The 24,570-nt window shown below is 70.4% G+C and carries 15 protein-coding genes; 7 read left to right on the forward strand and 8 right to left on the reverse strand.

Annotated features, from left to right (window positions below):
• Nucleotides 1-93 precede the first annotated feature (93 nt).
• Nucleotides 94-2,097 (reverse strand): CDP-glycerol glycerophosphotransferase family protein, encoded by a 2,004-nt coding sequence (locus ACFVV1_RS11755; RefSeq protein ID WP_389988182.1) that lies wholly within the window; start codon nucleotides 2,095-2,097, stop codon nucleotides 94-96.
• A gap of 101 nt (nucleotides 2,098-2,198) precedes the next feature.
• On the opposite strand from ACFVV1_RS11755, the gene ACFVV1_RS11760 reads away from it, so the two are divergent.
• Nucleotides 2,199-5,702, forward strand: coding sequence for a CDP-glycerol glycerophosphotransferase family protein (locus ACFVV1_RS11760; RefSeq protein WP_389988185.1), 3,504 nt, complete (start codon nucleotides 2,199-2,201; stop codon nucleotides 5,700-5,702).
• A gap of 3 nt (nucleotides 5,703-5,705) precedes the next feature.
• Here the strand turns inward: ACFVV1_RS11760 and ACFVV1_RS11765 are convergent, their stop codons facing one another.
• On the reverse strand, nucleotides 5,706-6,320 hold the full coding sequence (locus ACFVV1_RS11765; RefSeq protein WP_389988188.1) for a TetR/AcrR family transcriptional regulator: 615 nt from the start codon (nucleotides 6,318-6,320) through the stop codon (nucleotides 5,706-5,708).
• A gap of 127 nt (nucleotides 6,321-6,447) precedes the next feature.
• Between ACFVV1_RS11765 and ACFVV1_RS11770 the strand changes: the two genes are divergently transcribed.
• Together ACFVV1_RS11770 and ACFVV1_RS11775 are read left to right on the forward strand one after the other, a co-directional pair.
• A complete protein-coding gene (locus tag ACFVV1_RS11770; protein WP_389988191.1) occupies nucleotides 6,448-7,389 on the forward strand; it encodes an ABC transporter permease in 942 nt (313 codons plus the stop codon).
• 4 nt (nucleotides 7,390-7,393) lie between these two features.
• Nucleotides 7,394-8,170, forward strand: a complete 777-nt coding sequence (locus ACFVV1_RS11775; protein WP_389988294.1) for an ABC transporter ATP-binding protein — start codon at nucleotides 7,394-7,396, stop codon at nucleotides 8,168-8,170.
• A 689-nt stretch (nucleotides 8,171-8,859) separates the two neighbouring features.
• On the opposite strand, the gene ACFVV1_RS11780 is transcribed toward ACFVV1_RS11775, so the two are convergent.
• Nucleotides 8,860-13,884, reverse strand: a complete 5,025-nt coding sequence (locus ACFVV1_RS11780; RefSeq protein ID WP_389988193.1) for an NAD-glutamate dehydrogenase — start codon at nucleotides 13,882-13,884, stop codon at nucleotides 8,860-8,862.
• 389 nt (nucleotides 13,885-14,273) lie between these two features.
• Here ACFVV1_RS11780 and ACFVV1_RS11785 point away from each other — a divergent pair, with 389 nt between their 5' ends.
• Nucleotides 14,274-14,843, forward strand: coding sequence for a DJ-1/PfpI family protein (locus ACFVV1_RS11785; protein ID WP_266746522.1), 570 nt, complete (start codon nucleotides 14,274-14,276; stop codon nucleotides 14,841-14,843).
• A 55-nt stretch (nucleotides 14,844-14,898) separates the two neighbouring features.
• Here ACFVV1_RS11785 and ACFVV1_RS11790 read toward each other — a convergent pair whose 3' ends face one another.
• The gene (locus tag ACFVV1_RS11790) at nucleotides 14,899-15,570 is read right to left on the reverse strand and encodes an HAD family hydrolase (protein ID WP_389988197.1); all 672 of its coding nucleotides are present in this window, start codon (nucleotides 15,568-15,570) and stop codon (nucleotides 14,899-14,901) included.
• Between the two features lie 79 nt (nucleotides 15,571-15,649).
• The gene (locus ACFVV1_RS11795) at nucleotides 15,650-16,156 is read right to left on the reverse strand and encodes a DUF6912 family protein (protein WP_389988200.1); all 507 of its coding nucleotides are present in this window, start codon (nucleotides 16,154-16,156) and stop codon (nucleotides 15,650-15,652) included.
• A gap of 291 nt (nucleotides 16,157-16,447) precedes the next feature.
• Between ACFVV1_RS11795 and ACFVV1_RS11800 the strand changes: the two genes are divergently transcribed.
• Nucleotides 16,448-16,876, forward strand: a complete 429-nt coding sequence (locus ACFVV1_RS11800) for an Rv3235 family protein (protein WP_389988203.1) — start codon at nucleotides 16,448-16,450, stop codon at nucleotides 16,874-16,876.
• A gap of 867 nt (nucleotides 16,877-17,743) precedes the next feature.
• Here the strand turns inward: ACFVV1_RS11800 and secA are convergent.
• A complete protein-coding gene (gene secA / locus ACFVV1_RS11805; protein ID WP_389988206.1) occupies nucleotides 17,744-20,563 on the reverse strand; it encodes a preprotein translocase subunit SecA in 2,820 nt (939 codons plus the stop codon).
• A 239-nt stretch (nucleotides 20,564-20,802) separates the two neighbouring features.
• Between secA and ACFVV1_RS11810 the strand changes: the two genes are divergently transcribed.
• Nucleotides 20,803-21,396 (forward strand): GNAT family N-acetyltransferase, encoded by a 594-nt coding sequence (locus ACFVV1_RS11810; protein WP_389988209.1) that lies wholly within the window; start codon nucleotides 20,803-20,805, stop codon nucleotides 21,394-21,396.
• Between the two features lie 102 nt (nucleotides 21,397-21,498).
• The gene (locus tag ACFVV1_RS11815; protein ID WP_389988212.1) at nucleotides 21,499-22,674 is read left to right on the forward strand and encodes a winged helix-turn-helix domain-containing protein; all 1,176 of its coding nucleotides are present in this window, start codon (nucleotides 21,499-21,501) and stop codon (nucleotides 22,672-22,674) included.
• Between the two features lie 120 nt (nucleotides 22,675-22,794).
• Here the strand turns inward: ACFVV1_RS11815 and ACFVV1_RS11820 are convergent, their stop codons facing one another.
• Both ACFVV1_RS11820 and hpf read right to left on the reverse strand, forming a co-directional pair.
• A complete protein-coding gene (locus tag ACFVV1_RS11820) occupies nucleotides 22,795-23,538 on the reverse strand; it encodes a response regulator (protein WP_389988215.1) in 744 nt (247 codons plus the stop codon).
• A gap of 184 nt (nucleotides 23,539-23,722) precedes the next feature.
• Nucleotides 23,723-24,412, reverse strand: a complete 690-nt coding sequence (gene hpf / locus ACFVV1_RS11825) for a ribosome hibernation-promoting factor, HPF/YfiA family (RefSeq protein ID WP_383759906.1) — start codon at nucleotides 24,410-24,412, stop codon at nucleotides 23,723-23,725.
• Nucleotides 24,413-24,570 lie beyond the last annotated feature (158 nt).

Consider the following 24,570-nt stretch of genomic DNA (forward strand, 5'->3'; position numbering starts at 1 on the left):
GGCTCAACCCCGTGAGAGGCCGGGGGTCACCGGTTGCGGTCTGTCCCGAACGGGTGACATCGGCCGCGCCGGGCTTACGACCTCACCCGGCCGTTACTCGCCGCCGCCGAGGAACAGCCGCCGCACCACGCGCTCGGCCGCGTGCCCGTCGTCGTACGGGCAGAAGCGCTCCCGGAACGCCGCCCGCAGCTCCGCCGTCCGCGCCGAGCGCCACTCGCCCGTCCTGAACAGTTCCAGCAGTTCGTCGTCGGTGGTGGCGACCGCGCCCGGGGTGTCGCCGGGGCGTCCGGAGAGCAGGTCGAAGTAGGTGCCGCGCGAGGCCCGGTAGGCGGCCCAGTCCGGGGCGTGGCTGATGATCGGGCGGTCCAGGCAGGCGTAGTCGAACATCAGCGACGAGTAGTCGGTGATCAACGCGTCGGAGACCAGGCAGAGTTCCTCGACGGACGGATGTCCCGTCACGTCCATCACCCGGGCGCTGTCCGGCGCCGCCGAGCGGCCGTAGAAGTAGTGCGCGCGGACCAGCACCACGTACTGCGGCCCGAGTTCGCGGGTCAGCCGGTCCAGGTCGAGGTGGGGGACGAAGCCCTTGCGGTAGTCGCGGTGGGTCGGTGCGTACAGCAGCACCGTCCGGTCCGGGTCGAGGTGGAGGCGCTGCCGGATCGCCGCGATCCGCTCGGGGGTGGCGGTGAAGAAGACGTCGTTGCGCGGGTAGCCGAGGTTCAGATGCTCGTATCCGGACGGGTAGACCCGGTCCCAGATCTCCGTGGTGTGCGGATTGGCGGAGAGCGAGAAGTCCCACTGGTCGGCGTGGGCGACGATCTTCTCGAAGCTGATGCCGTTGGTGAGGGCCGGGTAGGCGCGCTGGTCCAGGCCCATGGTCTTCAGGGGGGTGCCGTGGTGGGTCTGGAGATAGCGCTGGCCGGGGCGCTTGGTGAAGCCGCCGGGGAAGCTGGAGTTGTTGATCAGGTACGTGGCGGTGGCCATGACCCGCCCGTAGGCGAGGGAGCCCTCGATGACGTACGGGACGCCGGACGGCATGCGGTCGCGGTGCCGGGACGAGACCACCCAGACGCCCTGGATGTGCGGGGCCAGTTCGAGGGCCTTGGCGTGGATCGCGGCCGGGTTGCAGGCGACGCCCCGGTTCCAGTAGGCGCCGTACACCGCGAGGTTCGGGTCCAGGGGGCGCAGCAGGTCGGCGCGGTAGGCGGCGCGCGTGAGCCGGGCCCGGAGCGTCTTCTTGCGGCGGCGCAGGGCGGCCCGGGTGCGGGTGCGGCCGGTACGGACGGCCTCCCGGGCACGGTGGGCGGCGTAGCTGCCGGGGAGGTCCGCGGCGCGGTGGAAGGCGGCACGGTCCTCGGGGGCGATCCGGCCGGGGTCGGCGAGGACGGTACGCAGATGGCGGGTGCGGGCCGCCCGGATCCGCAGGTCGTGGCCGGTCGCGGCGAGCAGCCGTTCGTACGCGTCGAGGATCGCGAAGTGGTGGCGTCCCGGAGTGGTGGCGAAGGTGCCGGTGCGGCGGACGCGGTGGCGGACGCAGATCCGGTCGAGGGTGTCGAGCGTGCCGGCGTCGGCGGCGAGGAGGGTGGCGCTCAGGACGGGGAGGACGTCCTCGTAGGGGCCGTCGGTGAAGCGGAGGCCGTGCGCGCTCCAGAAGGCGCGGCGGAAGAGGCGCGGGGTGACGGTGGAGAAGCCGTCGGGGACGGCTTCCGCAGGTGCGACGGTGCCCCACCAGTCGATCCGGTCGTGTCCGAGGAGGAGCACGTCCGGTTCGCTCCCGGCCAGCCGGTCGGTGATCGCTTCCAGGGCGCCCGGTCGCAGCAGGTCGTCGCCGTCGAGGAAGAGCAGATACCGGCCGCGCGCCTCGGCCGCCCCGGCGTTGCGGGCCGGACCCGCGCCGCGGTGCTCAGGAAGGGTGAACACCTGGACCCTCGGGTCGCGCGCCGCGAACTCTGCGGCGATCTCGGCGCTGCCGTCCCGCGAGCCGTCGTCGACGACGAGCAGCTCCAGCTCACCGGGGCCCCGGCCGAGCACGGACTCCAGCGTCGCCCTGAGATATCCCTGAGCGCGGTGGACGGGCACGACAACACTGAGGAACATGGCAGCCGAGCGTAATCGCGCACCCACCGCGCACCGAATCGCGTGTTCACCCGTTCGGGGCAGTGCCGGTGACCAGGCGCGTCCGCCCCGGTTGACCTGGCATGAAGCCGCGCCTCAGTGTCGTCGTCCCGGTCCACAACGTCGAGGACTATCTGGAGGACTGCCTGCGCTCGGTGGCCGAACAGTCGGTCGCCGACATCGAGGCGATCCTCGTCGACGACGGTTCGACGGACGGCAGCACGGCCATCGCCCGGGAGTTCGCCGCCCGCGACCGCCGCTTCCGCTATGTCCGCCGGCCCAACGGGGGGCTGAGCGCGGCCCGTAACACCGGCGTGCGGCACACCACACAGGGCGTGCCGTATCTGGCGTTCGTCGACAGCGACGACCTCGTCGTCCACGACGCCTACGAGCGGATGCTGGCCTCACTGGAGTCGACCGGCTCCGACCTCGCGACCGGCAATGTGTGGCGGCTGAACGAGCAGGGGCGGCAGCAGGCCTGGCAGTACCGCTGGCTGACCGCCACCCGGGCGCGCACCCACATCAGCCGCGATCCGCGGCTGCTCGCCGACCGGGTCGCCTGGAACAAGGTGTTCCGGCGCTCCTTCTGGGACCGGCACACCTTCGCCTTCCCGGAGGGGAAGCTCTACGAGGACACCCCGGTGATGATCCCGGCCCACTTCCTCGCCGGCTCGGTCGACGTACTGCACGAGCACGTCTACTACTGGCGGGTGCGCGAGGGGTCGATCACCCGGCGGCGTACGGATGTGCGGGGCGTACGGGACCGGATCGCGGCGTGCGAGCAGGTCAGCGCGTTCCTGGCGGGCCGGGGCGGGGTCGGACACGGCGGTGCGCGGCGCCGCTACGACCTCTCGTGCCTGCGCGACGACTTCGTGTACTTCCTGGAGGGGCTCGCCATGGGCGGGCCCGAGTACCGGGACGCGTTCATGGCGGACGCGGGGGCGTTCCTGGACCGGATGGAGCGGATGGACGGGGCGGCCAGGTCGGGCCGGGCCGTGGCCCATGAGCTGCCGGTGGAGCTGCGGATCAAGTGGCGGCTGGTGAAGGAGCGCAGGCTCGCGGAGCTGCTCGCCGTGCTCGCCTTCGAACGGGCCAACGGCGCCGGAACGTTCCTGGTCGGCGGTGTGCCGGGGCGGCGGCAGGCCGGTTTTCCCGGCATTCCGGACGCCCCCCGCCTGGCCCGTGCCGATCTCCCGGCCGTGGCACGGCTGTTGGAGGCGCAGTGGGGCGACGACGGAAGGCTGCGGCTGCGCGGTTACGCGTACATCCGCAATCTGCCGGCCGCGTCGCCGCGCCACTCGCTGAAGGTGGGCATGGTGCGCGCGACCCGTGGCCAGCAGCTGCGGACGGTGCCGGTACGGAACGTTCCCGCACCCGAGGCGACCATCAACTCCGGTCAGCAGTTGCACTGTTACGACCACTCGGGCTTCGAGCTGACGCTCGACCCGCGTCGGCTGCGGCCCGGCGGCTGGCTGGTGGGCATGATGGTGGCCGCTCATGGCACGGTCCGCCGGGTGGCCGTGCGCGCCGTGGACGCGGGGGCGGTGCAGCCGCACGTCCGGGACCTGGGCGACGGGCGGCGGGCCGTGCTCGACTACCTGGGCGGGCGGCTCCGGCTGAACCTGACGCAGCTGCCGGCCCGGTGCGAGGACCGTCGCATCGGCGAGGAGCTGGCGTTGACCGGCCGGCTGTACGGGGGTGCCCGGCCGAAGGCCCTGGTGCTGACCTGCGACGGGGTGGCGGACCAGGAATTCGGCCACCCCGTCGAGTGCGTGACGGACGGCCGTTTCACGGTACGGATTCCGCTCGCCGACCTCGCCGGGATGGCGGCCGCGCCTGCGGCACCACACCGGGCGCCGCGCGAGGTCGAGCCGGAGCCCGGCGGGCGGTGGCGGGCGCGGCTGGTGCTGGCGGACGGGTCGCGGGTGCCACTGGCGGCGGCCCCGGAGGTGGCGCCGCCAGTGGTGGCCGATGCGGCCGGCGAACTGGTGCTGGACCTGAGCGGGCAGCCGTTCGCGGACGGGGCCGCGTGGACGTCGGACGGGGCGCTGCGGGTGGAGGGCGTGACCGGCGCCGGGACGGGCGTACGGCAGGACGAAGGGCCGGCCCACCTCGTGCTTCGGCACGAGGCGCTGCGCGAGACGGTGTCCGTCCCCGTCACCCACCACGAGGAACGGCGCGCGGGAGCGTACGAGGGGCGCCGTTTCACCGCGTTCCTCGCGCCCTCGGTGGCCGCCGGGCTGCCCGAGGGCCGCTGGGACGCGTATCTGGGCGGCCGGCCGGTCCGGGTGCTGACCGCGCTCGCCGCCCGGCTGCCGCTCTGCCGCACGGGGGCGGACGCCAACACCCCCGCGGCCGGCCGGGAGTTCGTCCTGGACCGCCGGTTCGGCGACCGGCTGACCGTACAGGCCGGGCCGGTCCTCGCACTCTCCGAGCGGGGCGCGTACCGCCGGGCCGAACTGCGCCGCACGCACTACCCGGCCCGGCGCGCGCTGCCGCTGCGGGACACCGTCCTCTACACGGGCGGCGACTCACCCCGCGCCGTCCACACCGAACTGGTGCGCCGGGGAGTGGAGTCGGAGCACCTCTGGGTCACCGACGGGCTCCACGGCCACAACCCGCCCACCGCCGTCCCGGTCGTCGAGCACAGTGCCGCCTGGTACGAGGCGCTGGCGAGGTCCCGCCGGATCGTCACCGCCGACCAGCTGCCCGAGTGGTTCGAGCGGCGGCCCGGCCAGCTCGTGGTGCAGACCTGGCACGGCACCCCGCTCGGCCGCTTCGGCACGGATCTGGACGGCACCCTGTACGCGGACCACCACGAGCTCGCCTCGCTGCCGCGCCGGGCGGCCCAGTGGTCCGTCCTGGTCTCCCCCAGCCGCCACTCCACCCCGCTGCTGCGCCGCGCACTCGGCTACCGGGGCGAGGTCGTGGAGGCGGGTTCCCCGGCCAACGACCTGCTCTTCTCGGCCGACCGGGCCAAGACCGCCGAGCGGGTCCGGCACCGCCTCGGCATCCCGGACGGCCGCCGGGTCGTGCTGTACGCGCCGACCTACCGTGACCAACTGGCCCACCCGCCCGGCGCCGACGGCGAGCGGCCCCGCTACCGCTGGGATCCCGCGCTCGACCTGGCCGCCCTGGCCCGGTCACTCGGCGACGGCCACACCCTTCTGGTGCGGCGCCATCCGCGGGTGACCGGGAGCGTGCCCGAGGGGCACGGGGTACGCGACGTGTCGGCGCACCCGGACACCGCTCAGCTGCTGCTCATCGCGGATGTGCTGGTGACGGACTACGCGGGGCTGATGTTCGACTACGCGCACACGGGCCGCCCGATGCTCTTCCACACCTACGACCTGGAGCACTACCGCGACACGGTGCGCGGTTTCTGCCTGGACTTCGAGACCCGGGCGCCGGGGCCGCTGCTCCTCGGCACGGACGAGATCGCCGGGGCCCTGCGCGATGCCGGCGCCCTGACCGCGTCGGCGGCCCGGCACGCGGAGGCGTACGAGAGTTTCCGCCGGGACTTCTGCGACCTGGACGACGGCGGGGCGGCGGCCCGGGTCGCGGACCGGCTGCTGGCCGAGGGGTAGCGCCTACCCGGCTCGGTTCTTGAGCGCGGCGACGGCCGACGCGGCCAGGTCGTCGAGATAGCCCTTGGGCAGCGGGGTACGGACGACGGCGAGCCGCCAGTAGAGCGGCCCGACAATCAGGTCCAGCGCACGGTCCGGGTCGCTGTCCTCGGGCAGCTCGCCGCGCGCCACGGCGTCCCGTACGACGACGGCGGCGATGCCCTGCTGCGGGTCGAGCAGGGCGGCCTTGATCGTGTCGGAGATCTCCGGACTGCGGGCCGCCTCGACCAGCAGGTCCGGGATGACCTGCGAGGCGACGGGGTGGCGCAGGGCGTAGGCGGCGAGTTCCAGTACGGCGCGGACATCCCCGTACAGCGAACCCGTGGCCGGAGCCGGCATGCCCTGGACGGCGACGGCCGAGACCAGGTCGAGGACCAGGGCCAGCTTGGACTTCCAGCGGCGGTACACGGCCGTCTTGCCGACGCCCGCCCGCCGGGCGATGCCCTCGATCGACATCCGGGCGAAGCCCACCGCGGCCAGTTCCTCGAAGACGGCGCTGCGAATCGCATCGGTGACGTCCTCGCGCAGCACAGCGGCTCCGGCGGGGACACGGCGGCGGGTTCCCGGGTCGGTGGTCATGCCCGAATCATAGTCCGTCACGACGAAACGGTTGCGTTGCGACGTGGAGCGCCCTACCCTCGGCGTTGCGACGATACGGTCCCGTCCCGTCGATCGTCGTGTTCCCGCCCTCTCGTCGAAAGCGATCGTGGTGAGCCAGACAGCAACCCCACCGGCCCCGGCCGACACCCCCGCCGGTACGCCCTCCCCGGTGTACGCGCCGGGCGAGCTGGCCGCGCTCGCCGCCCGCCACGGACTGACGATGAGCGGGGCCCGGCCCTCGCTGGTCGCGTACATCCGGCAGCTGTGGGGGCGGCGGCACTTCATCACGGCGTTCGCCACCGCCAAGCTGACCGCCCAGTACAGCCAGGCGAAGCTCGGCCAGATCTGGCAGATCATGACCCCGCTGCTGAACGCGACGGTCTACTACTTCATCTTCGGCGTCCTGATGAACACGAAGCGCAACGTCGAGGACTTCGTGCCCTTCCTCGTCACCGGCGTGTTCATCTGGACCTTCACCAGCAGCTCGATCACCGCGGGCACCCGCGCGATCAGCGGCAATCTCGGCCTCGTGCGGGCGCTGCACTTCCCGCGCGCCTCGCTGCCGATCGCGCTGGCCCTCCAGCAGCTCCAGCAGTTGCTGTTCTCGCTGGGTGCGCTGGTGCTGATCCTGGTGGGGTTCGGGCAGTTCCCCCAGCCGTCCTGGCTGCTGGCGGTTCCGGCGCTGTTCCTCCAGGCCGTGTTCAACACCGGTGTCTCCATGGTGGTGGCGCGGCTCGCCGCCCGGACGCCGGACATCGCGCAGCTGATGCCGTTCATCCTGCGCACCTGGATGTACGCCTCGGGCGTCATGTGGAGCGTCGACACGATGCTCAAGGGGGACCGGGTCCCGCACTACGTGATGGTGATGCTGGAGTGCAATCCGGCCGCCGTCTTCATCGACCTGATGCGGTTCGCGCTCATCGACAGCTTCGACGCGTCCCATCTGCCGCCGCATGTGTGGGCGATCGCCGCGGGCTGGGCGCTCGTGTGCGGGGTGGGCGGCTTCGTGTACTTCTGGCAGGCGGAGGAGCGGTACGGACGTGGCTGACAACATGGCTGACAACGACGAGCGGGTGCCGACCGTCGTCGTGGACGACGTGCACATCACGTACAAGGTCAATGGCGCCCGTACCGGAAAGGGCAGCGCCACCTCGGCGCTCAGCCGGATCGTCTCGCGCCGGCAGACCCCCGGGATACGCGAGGTGCACGCCGTGAAGGGGGTGAGCTTCGCCGCGTACAAGGGCGAGGCCATCGGCCTGATCGGTTCCAACGGTTCGGGGAAGTCGACGCTGCTGAAGGCGATCGCCGGTCTGCTGCCCGCGACGAAGGGCCGGGTGCACACCCAGGGCCAGCCCTCGCTGCTCGGGGTGAACGCGGCGCTGATGAGCGATCTGACCGGCGAGCGCAACATCGTGCTCGGCGGCCTCGCCATGGGCATGACGCGGGCCCAGATCCGCGAGCGCTACCAGGGGATCGTCGACTTCTCCGGCATCAACGAGAAGGGCGACTTCATCACCCTGCCGATGCGGACGTACTCCTCCGGAATGGGCGCGCGGCTGCGCTTCTCGATCGCGGCCGCAAAGAGCCATGACGTCCTCCTGATCGACGAGGCGCTGTCCACCGGCGACGCCAGGTTCCAGCGGCGCAGCAAGGAACGGATCAAGGAGCTGCGCAAGGAGGCCGGCACGGTCTTCCTGGTCAGCCACAGCAACAAGTCGATCACCGAGACCTGCGACCGGGCGATCTGGCTGGAGGCGGGGACGCTGCGGATGGACGGTCCGGCCGACGAGGTCGTGGCCGCGTACGAGGAGTTCACCGGCAAGAAGTAGCGGCGCGGGCGGCGGGCCGGGCGGGGCGCTGACCGTCGCCGCCCGGATCGCCGACACCGGACACCGGCCGCCCCGGCCGGACGGCTGTCCGCAGGAGCTGCGCCCGCTGCTGGAACGCTGCCTGGCCGCCGATCCGGGCGCGCGCATCACACCCGCCGAACTCGCCGCCCTGTGCGAGCGGTCGCCGGGCCGGCCGCTGCGCGAATCCGACGGCTGGCTGCCGGAGCCGCTCGCCGCGGAGATCGCCCGTCGCGAGCGGGTGGCACAGCGCCCGCAGCCGACGGACCCGGCGACGGCACCCACGTACCCGCCCGGCACGGTCCCGTCGGCGACCGGTACCACCGTCCCCGCCGACCCGGTACCACCGGGCGCACGGGCCGGATACGCGAGGACCCTGCCGCCGGACGCGCCGGGCCCGGCCGCCCGCGACCGGGCCCACGGTCCCCCACAACCCGCCCCCGTACGCCCCGAACCACCCCGCCGTCGCCCCGTCCACGTACCCCTCCCAGCCCCCGGCACCGGCCAGGCGCCCCCACCCCGCGCTGTTCACCGCCGGGGCCGCCGTCGCCGTGGCCGTGGCCGTGACCTGGTCACTGACCGGCCCGGCGCGGCACCCGCTTCGAGCCCGTCCGGCATGAGGGCGGGGCGGCCGCCGGGCACCCCCGGCGACCGCCCCGCCCCACCACCCGCTAGGCGTGCGTACGCAGCAACGTCCGCATCGTCCGCATGGCCACCGACAGGTTCGCCAGGTCGAACGAGTCCGACCCCTGGATCTCCTCGAGCGTGGAGCGCGACCGCGTGAGGATCGCCGCGTTCTTCTCCTCCCACGCCTTGAACCGCTCCTCCGGGGACGAGGCCCCGTTGCCCACGGGCAGCACATCCGCGGTGAGCGCGGCGTGCGCGGCGTACAGGTCCTCGCGGATGGACGCCCGGGCCATGGACTGCCAGCGGTCGGCCCGCGGCAGCTCGATGATCCGGTCCATCAGCTGGGTGATGCCCAGCCGGTCCGCGAGGTCGTAGTACACCTCGGCGACGGAGAGCGGGTCCTTGCCGGTGCGGTCCGCGATCGCCACGATGTCCAGCGCCGGGAAGGCGGAGGAGAATCCGGCGACCCGCTGGGCCAGCTCGCCCGGGACACCCGCCTCGGTGAGCTCGTCCAGGATCGACTGGTACCAGTCCAGGTCGGTGCCCATCAGCATCTTGGGCAGCTCGGCCCAGACCTGCTCGACGCCCGCCTTGAAGAAGTCGATCGTCCCGGCGATCTCCAGCGGCTGCGGCCGGTTGCCGAGCAGCCAGCGCGAACCGCGCTCGACGAGCCGGCGCGAGTGCAGCCGGATCCGGGTCTGCACATCGGCGGCGACCTTGTTGTCGAGCGCCTCGACGGCGTCCCACACCTGGCCCAGGCCGAAGATCTCGCGGGCCGCGAACTGTGCCCGCACGATCTCCCCGATCGAGGCTCCGGTCTCTTCCCGCAGCCGGTGCAGGAAGGTCGAACCACCGCTGTTCACGGTGTCGTTGACCAGGACCGTGGTGATGATCTCGCGACGCAGCGCGTGCCCGTCGACCGCCTCGGGGAACTGCTCACGCAGCTGCTGCGGGAAGTAGGCGTGCAGCAGCGTCTGCAGGTGCGGGTCGTCCGGCAGGCTGGTCCGGATCAGCTCCCGGGCCGCCGTGATCTTCGTGTACGCCATCAGCACGGCCAGCTCGGGCTGGCTGAGCCCCTTGCCACCGTTGAGCAGCTCGCGGATCTGCCGGTCGGTGGGCAGGAACTCCAGCGCGCGGTCGAGGTCCCCGTCGCGGCCCAGCCGGCGCATGAAGCGCTGGTGGGCGTGGAGCAGGGAGGGCGCCTGGGTCGTGGCGTTGGCGAGGGCCACGTTCTGCGCGTAGTTGTTGCGCAGCACCAGACGGCCGATCTCGTCGGTCATCTCGGCGAGCAGCTTGTTGCGCTGCTTGACGGTCATGTCGCCGTCCCGGACCAGACCGTTGAGCAGGATCTTGATGTTCACCTCGTGGTCGGAGGTGTCCACCCCGGCGCTGTTGTCGATCGCGTCGGTGTTGATCCTGCCGCCGGTGCGGGCGAACTCGATCCGGCCGAGCTGGGTGGCACCGAGGTTGCCGCCCTCGCCGACGACCTTGGCCCGCAGGTCCTGGCCGTTGACGCGGATCGCGTCGTTGGCCTTGTCGCCGACGTCCGCGTTCGACTCGGCGGAGGACTTGATGTACGTACCGATGCCGCCGTTCCACAGCAGGTCGACGCGGGCCTTGAGGATGGTCTGCATCAGCTCGGCGGGCGTCATCTTCGTGACCCGCGACTCGATGCCGAGCGCCTCACGGATGTGCGCGTTGACCGGGATGGACTTGGCGCTGCGCGGGTGGATGCCACCGCCCGCGGAGAGCAGTTTCTTGTTGTAGTCGGCCCAGGAGCTGCGCGGCAGGTCGAAGAGGCGGCGCCGCTCGGCGTACGAGGTGGCGGCGTCCGGGGTGGGGTCGATGAAGATGTGCCGGTGGTCGAAGGCGGCGACGAGCCGGATGTGCTCGGAGAGGAGCATGCCGTTGCCGAACACGTCACCCGACATGTCACCGACGCCGACGACGGTGAAGTCCTCGGTCTGGGTGTCGTGGCCGAGCTCGCGGAAGTGCCGCTTGACGGATTCCCAGGCACCGCGGGCGGTGATGCCCATGCCCTTGTGGTCGTATCCGGCGGAGCCGCCGGAGGCGAACGCGTCGCCGAGCCAGAAGCCGTACGAGACGGCGACCTCGTTGGCGATGTCGGAGAACTTCGCGGTGCCCTTGTCGGCGGCGACGACCAGGTAGGTGTCGTCCTCGTCGTGACGGACGACGGCCCTGGGCGGCACGATCTCGCCGGCCACCATGTTGTCCGTGATGTCGAGCAGCGCCGAGATGAAGGTGCGGTAGGAGGCGACGCCCTCGGCCATCCAGGCGTCACGGTCGACGGCCGGGTCCGGGAGCTGCTTGGCGACGAAGCCGCCCTTGGCGCCGACGGGCACGATGACGGTGTTCTTCACCATCTGCGCCTTGACCAGGCCGAGAATCTCCGTACGGAAGTCCTCCCGCCGGTCCGACCAGCGCAGACCGCCTCGGGCGACCTTGCCGAAGCGCAGGTGCACACCCTCCACGCGCGGCGAGTACACCCAGATCTCGAACGCCGGGCGGGGCGCCGGGAGGTCCGGGATGGACTGCGGGTCGAACTTCATCGAGACGTAACCGTGCGGCTTGCCGTCGTCCGCGCTCTGGAAGAAGTTGGTGCGCAGAGTGGCCTTGATGACGGTGAGGAAGGACCGCAGGATCCGGTCCTCGTCGAGCGAGGCGACCTGGTCCAGGGCCCCGTCCAGCTCTTCGAGGAGCCCGTCGGTCAGCTCGGTGCCGGCGCTCTGCCGCTCCGGGGACATCCGCGCCTCGAAGAGCGAGACCAGCAGCCGGGTGGTGTGGACGTTGTTGCGGAGAGTGCTCTCCATGTAGTCCTGGCTGAAGGTCGAACCGGCCTGCCGCAGGTACTTCGCGTAGGCGCGCAGCACCACCGCCTGCCGCCAGTTCAGACCGGCGCCCAGCACGAGGGAGTTGAAGCCGTCGTTCTCGGCCGCACCGGTCCACACGGCCGCGAAGGCGTCCTGGAAGCGGTCGCGTGCGTCATCGGCGAGGTAATTGCCGCTGCCGTTGGTCTGCGGCATCCGCAGACCGAAGTCGTAGATCCAGGCGTGCGTACGGTCCGCGCAGCGCAGCTCGTACGGACGCTCGTCGACGACCTCGACACCGAGCCGCTGGAGCGCCGGAAGGACGGCCGAGAGGGAGACCTGCTCGCCTGTCCGGTAGATCTTGAAGCGACGCTCGCCGGGGCCGGCGCCGACCGGCTCGTACAGGCTGAGGGCGAAGTCCTTCTCGTCCTTCTTGAGTGCTTCGAGGTGGATCATATCGGCCACGGCGGAGCGCGGCGTGTGGTCGGCCTTGTAGCCCTCGGGGAACGAGTGGCCGTACTGGCGCAGCAGCTCGGCGGCACGCTCCTCGCCGCACTCGGCGTTGAGTGCCTCCTGGAAGCCGTCGGCCCAGGAGCGGGCGGCTTCGACGAGCCGCGCCTCGATGCGGTCGGCCTCGGCGTCGGTGAGGTCGGGCAGCTCGGTGCCGGGGGCGACCCGGACGACGAAGTGCAGCCGGGAGAGGATCGACTCGGTGTTCCAGGCGGTGAAGTCGACGCTGGTGCCGCCCAGTTCCTCCTTGAGGATGTCGATCAGGCGCAGCCGTACACCGGTGGTGTAGCGGTCGCGCGGCAGGTAGACGATCGCGGAGTAGTAGCGCCCGTACTCGTCCTGGCGCAGGTAGAGCCGCAGCCGGCGGCGCTCCTGGAGGTACAGCACGGAGGTGACGACGGAGCGCAGCTGGTCGACGGGCGCCTGGAACAGCTCGTCGCGCGGGTACGTCTCCAGGATCTGCAGCAGGTCGCGGCCGTCGTGGCTGTTGGGCGAGAAGCCCGCACCCTCCACCACCTCGGCGACCTTGCGGCGGATGACGGGCACCCGGCGCACGGACTCGGTGTAGGCGGCGGACGAGAACAGTCCGAGGAAGCGGCGCTCACCGACGACATTGCCGTCGGCGTCGAACTTCTTCACGCCGACGTAGTCGAGGTAGCTGGGGCGGTGGACGGTCGCCCGGCTGTTGGCCTTGGTGAGGACGAGGAGCTTGCGCTCGCGGGCCTTGGCCCGGGCGTCGGCGGGCAGCCGTTCGAAGGACGGGCTGACGGGGTGCGCCTCGTCGACGCTGTGGTGCGGGTCGGAGCGCAGGATGCCGAGGCCGGTGCCGGGTACGGCGGCCAGCGCGTCGGTGTCCTTGAGCTCGTACTCGCGGTAGCCGAGGAAGGTGAAGTGGTCGGCGGCGAGCCAGCGCAGCAGCTCCCTGGCCTCGTTCACCTCTTCGTCGGCGAGTTCGTCGAGCGGCTCGGCGGGCAGGTCGTCGGCGATGCGCAGCGCGGCGTCGCGCATCTTCTCCCAGTCCTCGACGGCCTCGCGTGCGTCGGACAGCACGCGGAGCAGATCGGTGGCGATCTGCTGGAGGTCGGAGCGGTCGGTCTCGCGGTCGATCTCGACGTGGATCCAGGACTCGACGAGCGCGTCGTGCGGCAGCTCGGTCGTGCCGCTCTTCTTGCCTCCCTTGGCGTTCTTGCGGGCCTGCGGGCTCGCCGAGACGCCGTTGCCCTCGGCGAGGACCTCGATGAGCTTGCCGGTGACATCACGGCGTACGACGACCTGCGGGTGGATCACGACATGGATGCCGCGGCCCTGCCGGGACAGCTCATTGGTGACGGAGTCGACCAGGAACGGCATGTCGTCGGTGACGACCTCGACGACGGTGTGGCTGCACGTCCAGCCGTTCTCCTCGACGGTCGGGGTGTGCACCCGGACGTTCGCCTTGCCCTGCGGGCGGGCCTCCGCGAGCCGGTAGTGGGAGGAGGCGGCACCGAAGACGTCGACGGGGTCGCGGCCCGCGATGTCCTCGGGTGCGGTGTGCAGGTAGTAGCGCTGGAGGTAGGCGAGGAGTACGTCCTGTCCGGGACGCTCCTGCTCGGCCCCGGCGCCGCCGGTGGCCGCGACACGTACCGGGGGGGTACCGCCCGGGCCACCGACACCACCGCCCGGGCTGTTGTCAGCTACCTTGGCGGCTCGTGCGAGCAGCTCGGCCTTGGCTTCGTCCAGCTTGGTCTGCATGTCCTCTGGCTCCTGTCGCGCGCCGTTGCGTGACGTAGGTGAAAAAGACGACGTACCGCCACGACACGGGGTTTCCGGTCTGAGTCGACGCTATGCCGCTATGAGAGATGCCCGGGACCATATTGGCCATTTTTGGCAGTCGGTCCGGGCTGTGAGGATCAGTGATGGCCCGGGTGCTGTGGCACTCCGGGCGCAGGCCGGGGGCTCCGCTGCCCCCGAGGCGTATCGCGCTGATCACGGGGTCCAGGCTATCTCGCCCGCCGCCGTAACCGTCACGAGCCGTATGTGTACAAAAGATGGTCGGAAATTTGACACTCTGGACAGCGCGCCGGCCCGTCTTGCCGCACTCTGGTAGACGGAACAGGCCGACGAACCGTGGGAGCCCCGCCATGGCACCGAAGATCCTGATCGTCACCGGCGACGCCGCCGAGTCCCTGGAAGTCCTCTATCCGTACCAGCGGCTGCGCGAGGAGGGGTACGACGTCCATATCGCGGCCCCCGCCCGCAAGACGCTCCGCTTCGTGGTCCACGACTTCGAGCCCGGCTTCGACACGTACACCGAGAAGCCCGGCTACACCTGGCCCGCCGACCTGGCCTTCTCCGAGGTGGACGCCGGGGACTACGTGGCCCTGGTCGTCCCGGGCGGCCGGGCTCCCGAGTATCTGCGCAATGACGCCGAGCTGCGCAAGATTCTCAAGGCGTTCTTCGACTCGGACCGGCCGGTGGCCCAGATCTGCCACGGCCCGCTGATGACGGCGGCGGTCGGCGCCCTGGCCGGCCGGCACGTCACCGCGTACCCGGCGCTGGAGCTCGACATGCAGGCGGCGGGCGCCACCTTCGAGGACCACGAGGCGGTGGTCGACGGCACACTGATCTCGTCCCGTGCGTGGCCGGACCACTCGGCGTGGATGCGCGAATTCCTGAAGGTGCTCCGCACCAAGGCCCCGGTGACCACCTGACGGCGCTTGCCGAGCCGGCTTCTCGCCCCTCTCCCCCTCCCCCAGCCTCTCCGGCTCATCCAGCCATGCGCCCGGCGAGGTCCGCGGCCTCGGCCAGGCTGTCCACCACCGGCACTCCGGCGGCCTGCAGGCTGGCTCTGCTGTGCGAGCCGCCGGTGTAGAGCACGGCCTTCGCACCGACGTGGGCGGCGGCCACGGCGTCGTCCACGGCATCGCCGACGATCACGGTGTACTCCGGGGATATCCCGCCGAGCGCGGCGATGTGGCGCTCCATGTGCCGCGCCTTGCTGCCGCCGGACGGCCCGGTGCGCCCGTCGATCCGCAGGAAGTGCCGTTCGATGCCGTACCCCCGCACGACGGGGACCAGCTGGTCGTGACCGTACATGCTCAGCAGGGACTGGCTGCCCCCGTCCAGCTGCCACTGGGAGAGAAGCTCCTCGGCCCCTTCGGTGAGCCCACAGGCGGCCCGCTGCTCGGTGTAGTACCGGTGGAATATCCCGTCCATCCGCTCCCACTCGGCCTCTGTGGGCAACCGGCCCATCAGCCGTTCGTAGAAGCGCGGGATGGGGACGCAGTACATCTCGCGGTACTGCTCCAGCGTGATCGGCTCCAGGCCGACCTCACCGAATGCTGCGTTCGTCGCGCCGACGACCGCGGCGTTGTCGTCGAGCAGTGTGCCGTTCCAGTCCCAGACCAGATGCGTGCGGTGCTTCCCATGCGTCCCCATGCTCAAGAAAGTACCCGCCGGGTACGACAACGCGTCCGGCAGCGGCAAGAAGGGCAGGTCAGTCGCAGAGTCCCACACCTCAGCCGATCAGATTCGGAATCTCCTGGATGCCGAACCACAGCAGCTCGTGGTCCTCGGCACCGTCCACGGTGAACTGCGCGTCGTCGTCACCGAGGTCCGCGGCGCCCAGAGCGGCCGCGGCGGCCGTGACGTCCTTCTCGGCGTCGTCGGCGTCGACATGCACGGCGGCGGCCGCGGTCAGCGGTACGGGGGACGAGATCCGCACCTCGCCGAGCGACGACGAGTCGAGGCTGCGGTCCGGGTCGGCCACGGCAGTACCGTCCGGCACGTCGACGGCGACGACGACCCGCCGACGGGCCGTGCCGGGGTTTCCGGCGATCAGGCGCAGCGAGGCGGAGGCGGCCCGGTTGAGCGCCGCGTACTCCAGCTCCTCGATGTCGTCGGAGACGTACCACTCGCGCAGTCCGGGAGTCACCGCGTAGGCAGTCAGCGGACCGGGACCGATCTCGCCCGCCTGGTGCGCCGCTGCGAGACCGGGGAGCGTCAGGGGGACGTACACGCGCATGGCTGACCGCTTTCGTAGTCGGAAACGCCCTCAGGATACGTGCGACGTCCCCCTTTGGGGTTACATGCGCCACGGCCGCCCCGTCCACCCGGCACCCGCCTCTCACCCTCTCCACGCCTGCCATGCGCCCACCGCAGCACCCGCCGCATCACCCGGATAGGTGATTCCTCCCGACCGGTTCCGGTGCCCAGCCGGCGCTTGCGACCGCCTCCGTCGTCGCCGTAGAAGATCCACAGCAGAAGTTACTGCCCGGTATTCGGCCGGGCCTCTGAAGCACGGGGGCGATGAGCGATGAGCACGAACAGGACCCGGCCCACCGGACGTCACGACGGGCGCAGGCCCGAGGCCGTACCACCGCAGCGCACAAGGACTCCCCGGAGGGTCCGCCCCCATCACTGGTTCGCCGAGCGCCTCCTGGCGGTCCTCAGCGGCCAGCGCCCGGTGCACTGGATGCTCGGACACACCATCGGCGATGCCTACGACCAACTGGCCGAGCTGGCCCCCCGTACCCCCCTCAGGGCCCGCGGCGCCCGCCCCGTGATCCGCATGTGCCACGGCGCCCAGCCTGCCCCGGGAGTGGTGGAGGCCTGCGCCAGCATCGCGGCAGGCGAACAGGTGCGGGCCATGGCCTTCCGCCTGGAACAGGGCACAGACCTCCGCTGGCGCTGCGCAGCAGTAGAACTGGGCGACGAACGCCTGCAGACGACGACGCCCCGATAAACCCCGACGGGCCCCTCCACGGCCCTCCCGAAGCCCAAGGACGGAACCACCCGGGACAACACCCTCGACACCTGTCGGCACCCCTCCGGGCCCTCCTCCACCCCCACCGGCACTGGAGGAGGGCCCGGAACAAGCCCGGCCGCCCACCCCACAACCACAGCACCCACCCCGTCCACCCCTTCCACCCCACGCCCGCCAGCTCTCCACCACCGAGCCCCCTCGCCCCACCCAACCCTTCGCGCCACCGACCCCTCGCCCCCATTCACCCCTCCACCTCACCAAGCCCCTTCGCCGCCCCACTCACCCCTCGACCCCCAGACCCCTCACCCCCCAAGCCCTCTCACCCCCACCCACGCCCGCCACCCCACCGCGCTCCTTCATCCACTCAGCTCACTCTCGCCACCCACCCCCTCTGCACCACCCCCTCTGCACCACCCGCTCACCCCACCCGCTCCTCCATCCCACCCAGCCCCACTCCACGCTTCCCATCCCACCCGACCCCCTTCGGCCCCATTCCCCGCTCCCCATCCACCTGCCCCTCCCGCCCAACCGGCCCCCTCGCCCCCACTCCCCGCTCCCACCCACCTGCCTCTGCGCCCTGCCCAGCCCCTCCGCCCCGATTCCAGCCTCTCCGGCGTTTGAGGAGCGGAGCCCAAGGGGCGGGTAGGGGACACCCCGCGCAGCGACCCACCCACACCAAGCCCCACCACACCCCCCGACCGGGCCCCAACCCCAGGCCCAGGCCCAAGCCCCCGCCCCGCCCCGCGGAAAAAACAAACCGGGGCCGAGCACCCCCAAAAGGTGCCCGACCCCGGCCAGCTCTCAACCACGCCAACGCCAAGAACGCCGACGCCGGCAACGCCACCGCTACTTCTTACGGCGCCGCCCACCCCCACCGTTCTTCTGCGCCTTGCGCCGCTCCGCCCGAGTCAACCCGTCCGACTCCGACGCACCGCCACCGTCACTGCTGGAGAAGTCGCCCTCGACGACCCCGCCCTCCCCGTCCACCGTGGGAGCGGAGAAGTGCAGCCGGTCCGGACGCTGCGGAGCATCGAGCCCCTTGGCCCGGATCTCCGGACGCGCCGCCGGCACGAGGTCCTCCTTGGCGAGCGAGGTCCGCTCGGCCTCGTCCTGCACCGGAACCTCCTCGACCTGCTGCTCGACCTGAACCTCCAGGTTGAACAGGTAGCCGACGGACTCCTCCTTGATGCCCTCCATCATGGCGTTGAACATGTCGAAGCCCTCCCGCTGGTACTCGACCAGCGGGTCCTTCTGCGCCATGGCACGAAGGCCGATGCCCTCCTGGAGGTAGTCCATCTCGTAGAGGTGCTCACGCCACTTGCGGTCCAGGACGGACAGCACCACACGCCGCTCCAGCTCACGCATGATGTCCGAGCCGAGCTGCTTCTCACGCTCGTCGTACTGCTCGTGAATGTCGTCCTTGATGGACTCACCGATGAACTCGGCGGTGATCCCCGCGCGGTCGCCGGCCGCCTCCTCCAGCTCCTCGACGGTGACCTTCACCGGGTAGAGCTGCTTGAAGGCACCCCACAGCCGGTCCAGATCCCACTCCTCGGCGAAGCCCTCGGCGGTCTCCTGACGGATGTAGTCGTCGATCGTGTCGTCCATGAAGTGGCGGATCTGGTCCTGCAGATCCTCGCCCTCCAGGACCCGGCGGCGCTCGCCGTAGATGACCTCGCGCTGCCGGTTGAGCACCTCGTCGTACTTCAGGACGTTCTTACGCGTCTCGAAGTTCTGCTGCTCGACCTGCGACTGGGCCGACGCGATCGCCCGCGTCACCATCTTGTTCTCGATCGGCACATCGTCCGGCACGTTGGCCATCGACATGACGCGCTCGACCATCTGCGCCTTGAACAGACGCATCAGGTCGTCGCCGAGCGACAGATAGAAGCGGGACTCGCCCGGGTCGCCCTGACGGCCGGAACGACCACGCAGCTGGTTGTCGATACGCCGCGACTCGTGCCGCTCGGTGCCCAGGACGTAGAGCCCGCCGAGCTCCTTGACCTCTTCGAACTCCGCCTTCACGGCCTGCTCGGCCTTCTCCAGCGCGGCGGGCAGCGCTGCCGCCCACTCCTCGACGTGCTCGACGGGGTCGAGGCCCCGCTGACGCAGCTCCGCCTCGGCGAGATCGTCGGGGTTGCCGCCAAGCTTGATGTCGGTGCCTCGTCCGGCCATGTTCGTCGCGACCGTGACCGCGCCCTTGCGGCCGGCCTGGGCGACGATCGTCGCCTCACGGTCGTGCTGCTTGGCGTTGAGGACCTCGTGCTGCACACCGCGCTTGGACAGTTGCTGCGAGAGGTACTCGGACTTCTCGACCGAGGTGGTGCCGACCAGGATCGGCTGGCCCTTCTCGTGCTTCTCGGCGATGTCGTCGACGACCGCGGCGAACTTCGCGACCTCGGTGCGGTAGATCAGGTCAGACTGGTCGGCGCGGACCATCGGCCGGTTGGTCGGGATCGGCACCACACCGAGCTTGTAGATCTGGTGGAACTCGGCGGCCTCGGTCATCGCCGTACCGGTCATACCGGAAAGCTTGCCGTAGAGGCGGAAGAAGTTCTGCAGGGTGATCGTGGCGAGCGTCTGGTTCTCGTCCTTGATGTCCACCCCTTCCTTCGCCTCGATCGCCTGGTGCATGCCCTCGTTGTAGCGACGGCCGGCGAGGATACGGCCGGTGTGCTCGTCGACGATCATGACTTCGCCGTCGATGACGACGTAGTCCTTGTCCTTCTTGAAGAGTTCCTTGGCCTTGATGCCGTTGTTGAGGTACCCGACGAGGGGCGTGTTCACCGACTCGTAGAGGTTCTCGATGCCGAGCCAGTCCTCCACCTTCGAGACACCGGGCTCGTGGATGGCGACGGTCCGCTTCTTCTCGTCGACCTCGTAGTCGCCGGTCTCCTCGATGCCCTTGAGCGAGTTGCCCGCCTCGCCCTTGGTCAGGCGCGTGACCAGCTTGGCGAAGTCGCCGTACCACTTGGTGGCCTGGTCGGCCGGGCCGGAGATGATCAGCGGCGTACGGGCCTCGTCGACGAGGATCGAGTCGACCTCGTCGACCACGGCGAAGTTGTGGCCGCGCTGGACGAGCTCGTCCGCGGACCACGCCATGTTGTCGCGGAGGTAGTCGAAACCGAACTCGTTGTTCGTGCCGTACGTGACGTCGCAGGCGTACTGCTCACGGCGCTGGGCCGGCGTCATGTTGGCGATGATGCAGCCGACGGTCAGGCCGAGGAACTTGTGAACCCGACCCATCATCTCGGAGTCACGCTCGGCCAGATAGTCATTGACCGTGATCAGGTGCACGCCCTTGCCGGAGAGCGCGTTGAGATACGCCGGCAGGGTACCGACCAGGGTCTTGCCCTCGCCGGTCTTCATCTCGGCCACATAGCCGAGGTGCAGGGCTGCGCCGCCCATCATCTGGACGTCGTAGTGGCGCTGTCCGAGGACCCGCTTGGCGGCCTCACGGACGGTCGCGAATGCTTCGGGGAGCAGGTCGTCCAGGCTCTCGCCGTCCGCGTACCGTTCCTTGTACTCGTCGGTGAGCGCCCGCAGCTCGGCGTCGGAGAGGTTGACGAAGTCCTCTTCGATGGAGCTGACCTGGTCCGCGATGCGGTGCAGTTTGCGCAGGATCTTGCCTTCGCCTGCACGCATGAGCTTGTTGAAGACGGACACTGAGGCTGGTCTCCTTGCCGGTCGGGCCTGGCACTGGGTCGTGTTAAGGACTCTGGCGCGGGCACGGCAGGTAGGCCCCACCGCAACGGCCATGGTAAGCGAGGACCCCGCCGCGCCGGGAGGGCTGCCACCGCGTCGGCCTCGCTGTCCCTTCCCAGTCAACGGCCGGGGAGCGCCGAAGGTGCCGGGAAGTCCGAAAAGTGTTCGCTTCACGGCCCGCGCGTCACCAGAATCCGTCCATGGAACCGATCACCCTCACCACCGGGCGTCTGCTGCTGCGCCCCTTCGCAGGCAGCGACACGGACGATATCCACGCCGCTTGTCAGGACCCGGACATCCAGCGCTGGACGGTCGTGCCCTCCCCGTACAGCCGCGCCGACGCGGAATTCTTCGCGGGAAAGCTGTCCCCCGGCGGGTGGGCCGACGACTCCATGTACAACTTCGCGGTGGTTCGGCGCGAGAGCGGGGCCCTGGCGGGCGCGGTCGGCATCAATCGCCGCAATCTGCCGGGCACGTACGAGGTCGGCTTCTGGACCGCCGCCGAGCACCGGGGCCACGGCTACATGGCAGAGGCGGTGCTTTCCGCCGCCCACTGGACCTTCACGTCGCTCGGCGGTGACCGGCTGGAGTGGCGGGCCGAGGTCGGCAACATCCCTTCGCGTGCCGTGGCGCTTCGGGCCGGCTTCCGGATGGAGGGCGAGCAGCGGTCGGCGCTGCTCAACAAGGGTGTACGGCGCGACGCCTGGGTCGGCGCGCTGCTCCCGTCCGATCTCGGACTGCCAAGCACCGATACCTATCTGCCCGCAGCGAACGGTCTGCCCGCAGCCATCTGACTCACTGACCCCCGCCGCCCGCCGCCCGCTGATGAACTCCCCGAACCACCCCGCCCGTGGACTCCCGACCGGATGTCAGTGCCGCCCTCTAGGGTGCGGGGCATGACGTCTGTGCCGCCTCCCGCCGCCGAACTCTCCGCCGATCAGGCGCGCAGGATAGCCCTGCGCGCCCAGGGCTTCCTGGGCGCTCCGGACCGCCGGGCCGGCGTTCCGGGTGTGCTGCGGCATCTCGGTGCCGTGCAGCTCGACACGATCTCGGTGCTCGCGCGTTCGCACGAACTGATTCCGTACGCGCGCCTGGGCGCGGTCGGCCGGCGCACGGTCGAGGAGGCGTACTGGTCGGGCGGCCGCACCTTCGAGTACTGGTCGCACGCGGCCTGCATCCTGCCGGTCGAGGAGTGGCCGCATTTCGCGTTCCGCCGCCGCGCCTACCGCTCGCGCCCCCACTGGCACCACGCCCTGCCGGACGGCGCCTACGAGACGGTGATCAAGCAGCTGCGCACCGAGGGCCCGCTGACGGCGACGGAGCTGGGCGGCGCGAAGAACGGCGGGGAGTGGTGGGACTGGTCGGAGTCGAAGGTCGCCGTCGAGCGCGCCCTGATGTACGGCGAGGTGGTGTGCACCGAGCGGCGCAGCTGGAAGCGGGTGTACGACCTCGCCGAGCGGGCCCTGCCCGATGCCGTGCTGCACGACGATCTGGACGACGCGGAGTGTCTGCGCCGGCTGGTCGCGCTGGCGGGCCAGTCCCTGGGCGTCGGCACCCGCGCGGACATCGCGGACTACCACCGGCTCAAGGGTGAGCAGTTCGACGCCGTCGTGGCGGACTCCGGCCTGGTGCCGGTGACGGTGCAGGGCTGGTCGAAACCGGCCTGGGCCGACCCGGCGGCACTGGCCTCGGAGCCACGCGGGCGGCACCGTACAACCCTGTTGTCGCCGTTCGACTCGCTGGTCTGGGAGCGAGCACGCACCGAGCGGATCTTCGGTTTCGCCCACCGCTTGGAGGCCTACGTCCCAAAGCCCAAGCGGATACACGGATACTTCGCGATGCCGCTGCTGGCGGGCGGAAGGCTGCAGGGTCGTGTCGACCCGGCGCGCGAGGGCAGCACGCTGGTCGCTCGGCAGGTGTCCTTGGAGAGCAGGAAGGCCGTGGCGCCGATGGCCGAGGCCCTGGTGGAGGCCGCGTCCTGGGTCGGCTGTACGGATGTCCGGCTGGAGCGGGTCGACGCACCGGAACTGCGCGGGCCGCTCGCTCAGGAAATCGCCCGCGCTCTGACGTGAGCGCGCATTCCCGTCTCTCTGCCCGACGTCGCCCTGTTCGGTCGGTTCAGTCGGTTCAGTCGGTTCAGTCGGTTCAGTCGGTTCAGTCGGTTCAGTCGGTTCGGTGCGTCTTCGGACCGGTCACCTGATCTCCAGGATCTTCTCGCGCATGGCATAGACCACGGCTTCCATCCTGGAGTGCAGCTGCAACTTCTCCAGAATGTTGCGGACGTGGTTCTTCACGGTGTTCTCGGAAATGAACAGTTCTTTCGCGATATCGCGATTGTTCATGCCCGTTGCGACGAGCTTCAGGACTTCGAGCTCCCGATCGGTGAGCCGCGGCGCGGGCACCAGCCTGCGTTCGTCGGTCCGCTGGATCATCGATTTGAACTCGGTGAGCAGTTTGGACGCCATGGAGGGGCTGATCTGGGACTGCCCGTCGGCGACCGCGCGGATCGCCGTGGCCACCTCGTCCGTAGAGATCTCCTTGAGGAGATAGCCGGTGGCGCCCGCCTTGATCGCGTCGTAGAGGTCGGCCTCCTCGTCGCTGATCGTCAGCATGATGATCTTCGCACTGGGGGCCACCTCCTTGATGGAGGTGCAGGCCTCGATGCCGCCGCGCTTGGGCATCCGGACATCCATCAGCACGATGTCAGGCAGCAGATCGGCCGCCTTGTCGACCGCCTCCGCCCCGTCACCCGCCTCGCCGATGACCTGGATGTCCTCCTCCTGAGCGAGGACGATCTCCAGACCTCTGCGGAAGAGCGCGTGGTCGTCCACCACGAGGACCCGGATCGGCTCCTTGCCGGAACCACTGTCCGCGTCCGCACCGGCGGTGTCGTCGGCATCATTCGCATCGCGCACGGGCCCGAAGGTGTCCGCCATCGTTCCTCCCCCTGAAGGCCATGGCCTGAAGTTCACAACTGTCCGCCAACGGCAGTTCCAAGAACGCCGGTTGGCTTGGGACGACATGATTTCATGCCTGGACGCCGGAGCGGTGATCCTGTGCCCGCACACGGGTGCCCCTGGGGGCGCACAGGCGCTCCAGGGGCACCACGGAAGGGTGGCATCAGCCGCCGAGCGCACCGCCCGCGCCGCCCGCCTCATCGGCGGCCAGCGGATCGGTCCTCAGGTGGATGACACCGTAGTCATAGGCATGCCGCCGGTAGACGACACTGGGTTCCTTCGTCTCGGAGTCGACGAACAGATAGAAGTCGTGCCCGACCAGCTCCATCTCGTAGAGCGCCTGATCGAGCGACATCGGTGCGGCGACGTGAGTCTTCTCGCGCATCACCAGCGGGCCCTCGCCCCGCACCTCCAGCGAGCCGAACCTGGTGGTGGGCACGGACTCGGACGTCTCGTTGCCGACCAGTTCACCCTCGCCGTTGAACGACGCCGCACCCGGCACCGTCTCGGCGACTTCGGCAGCGGGAATCCGGCCGTTGCCACGGCGGCTGTAGCGCTTGTCGTGCTGCTTGCGCAGCCGCGCCTCCAACTTGCCGGTGGCCAGGTCCAGCGCTGCGTACGGGTCGCCGGCAGCCGCTTCCGCCCGGATGACCGGCCCGCGCGAGCGGAGCGTGATCTCCACTCGGTCGGAACGGTCGGCCTGACGGGGGTTCGGCTCCTTGGACACCTCGACGTCGAGGCTGATCACCTTGCCGTCGAACTTCTGGATCTTGTCCAGCTTCAGCTTCTCGGCCACGTGCTTGCGGAACCGCTCAGGCACCTCGGTCTTGCGGCCCTTGACGACGATGTCCACGCAGAACTCCGTTCCCGGATCGCTCCGCTCAGCGGCGGAGCATCTCCCTTTTGCACCAGGCTCCGGTCGTAGCCGGAGCCGCGGACTCGGTGGCTTTCACCTCCTCCTCCCCCATCGGCAGGGTTTCCACCCCACCGAATTCTCTGCTTCTGGCTACC

This window comes from Streptomyces sp. NPDC058092 (genome assembly GCF_042884935.1).
Taxonomy (GTDB): domain Bacteria; phylum Actinomycetota; class Actinomycetes; order Streptomycetales; family Streptomycetaceae; genus Streptomyces.

What these genes read in the sequence shown, in the direction of transcription:
- ACFVV1_RS11755 (WP_389988182.1), bottom strand. Translation starts at nt 2,097, where the DNA reads ATGTTCCTCAGTGTTGTCGTGCCCGTCCACCGCGCTCAGGGATATCTC.
- ACFVV1_RS11810 (WP_389988209.1), top strand. Translation starts at nt 20,803, where the DNA reads ATGGAACCGATCACCCTCACCACCGGGCGTCTGCTGCTGCGCCCCTTC.
- ACFVV1_RS11760 (WP_389988185.1), top strand. Translation starts at nt 2,199, where the DNA reads ATGAAGCCGCGCCTCAGTGTCGTCGTCCCGGTCCACAACGTCGAGGAC.
- ACFVV1_RS11780 (WP_389988193.1), bottom strand. Translation starts at nt 13,884, where the DNA reads ATGCAGACCAAGCTGGACGAAGCCAAGGCCGAGCTGCTCGCACGAGCC.
- ACFVV1_RS11775 (WP_389988294.1), top strand. Translation starts at nt 7,394, where the DNA reads ATGGCTGACAACGACGAGCGGGTGCCGACCGTCGTCGTGGACGACGTG.
- ACFVV1_RS11800 (WP_389988203.1), top strand. Translation starts at nt 16,448, where the DNA reads ATGAGCACGAACAGGACCCGGCCCACCGGACGTCACGACGGGCGCAGG.
- ACFVV1_RS11790 (WP_389988197.1), bottom strand. Translation starts at nt 15,570, where the DNA reads ATGGGGACGCATGGGAAGCACCGCACGCATCTGGTCTGGGACTGGAAC.
- ACFVV1_RS11765 (WP_389988188.1), bottom strand. Translation starts at nt 6,320, where the DNA reads ATGACCACCGACCCGGGAACCCGCCGCCGTGTCCCCGCCGGAGCCGCT.
- ACFVV1_RS11820 (WP_389988215.1), bottom strand. Translation starts at nt 23,538, where the DNA reads ATGGCGGACACCTTCGGGCCCGTGCGCGATGCGAATGATGCCGACGAC.
- ACFVV1_RS11785 (WP_266746522.1), top strand. Translation starts at nt 14,274, where the DNA reads ATGGCACCGAAGATCCTGATCGTCACCGGCGACGCCGCCGAGTCCCTG.
- ACFVV1_RS11815 (WP_389988212.1), top strand. Translation starts at nt 21,499, where the DNA reads ATGACGTCTGTGCCGCCTCCCGCCGCCGAACTCTCCGCCGATCAGGCG.
- ACFVV1_RS11795 (WP_389988200.1), bottom strand. Translation starts at nt 16,156, where the DNA reads ATGCGCGTGTACGTCCCCCTGACGCTCCCCGGTCTCGCAGCGGCGCAC.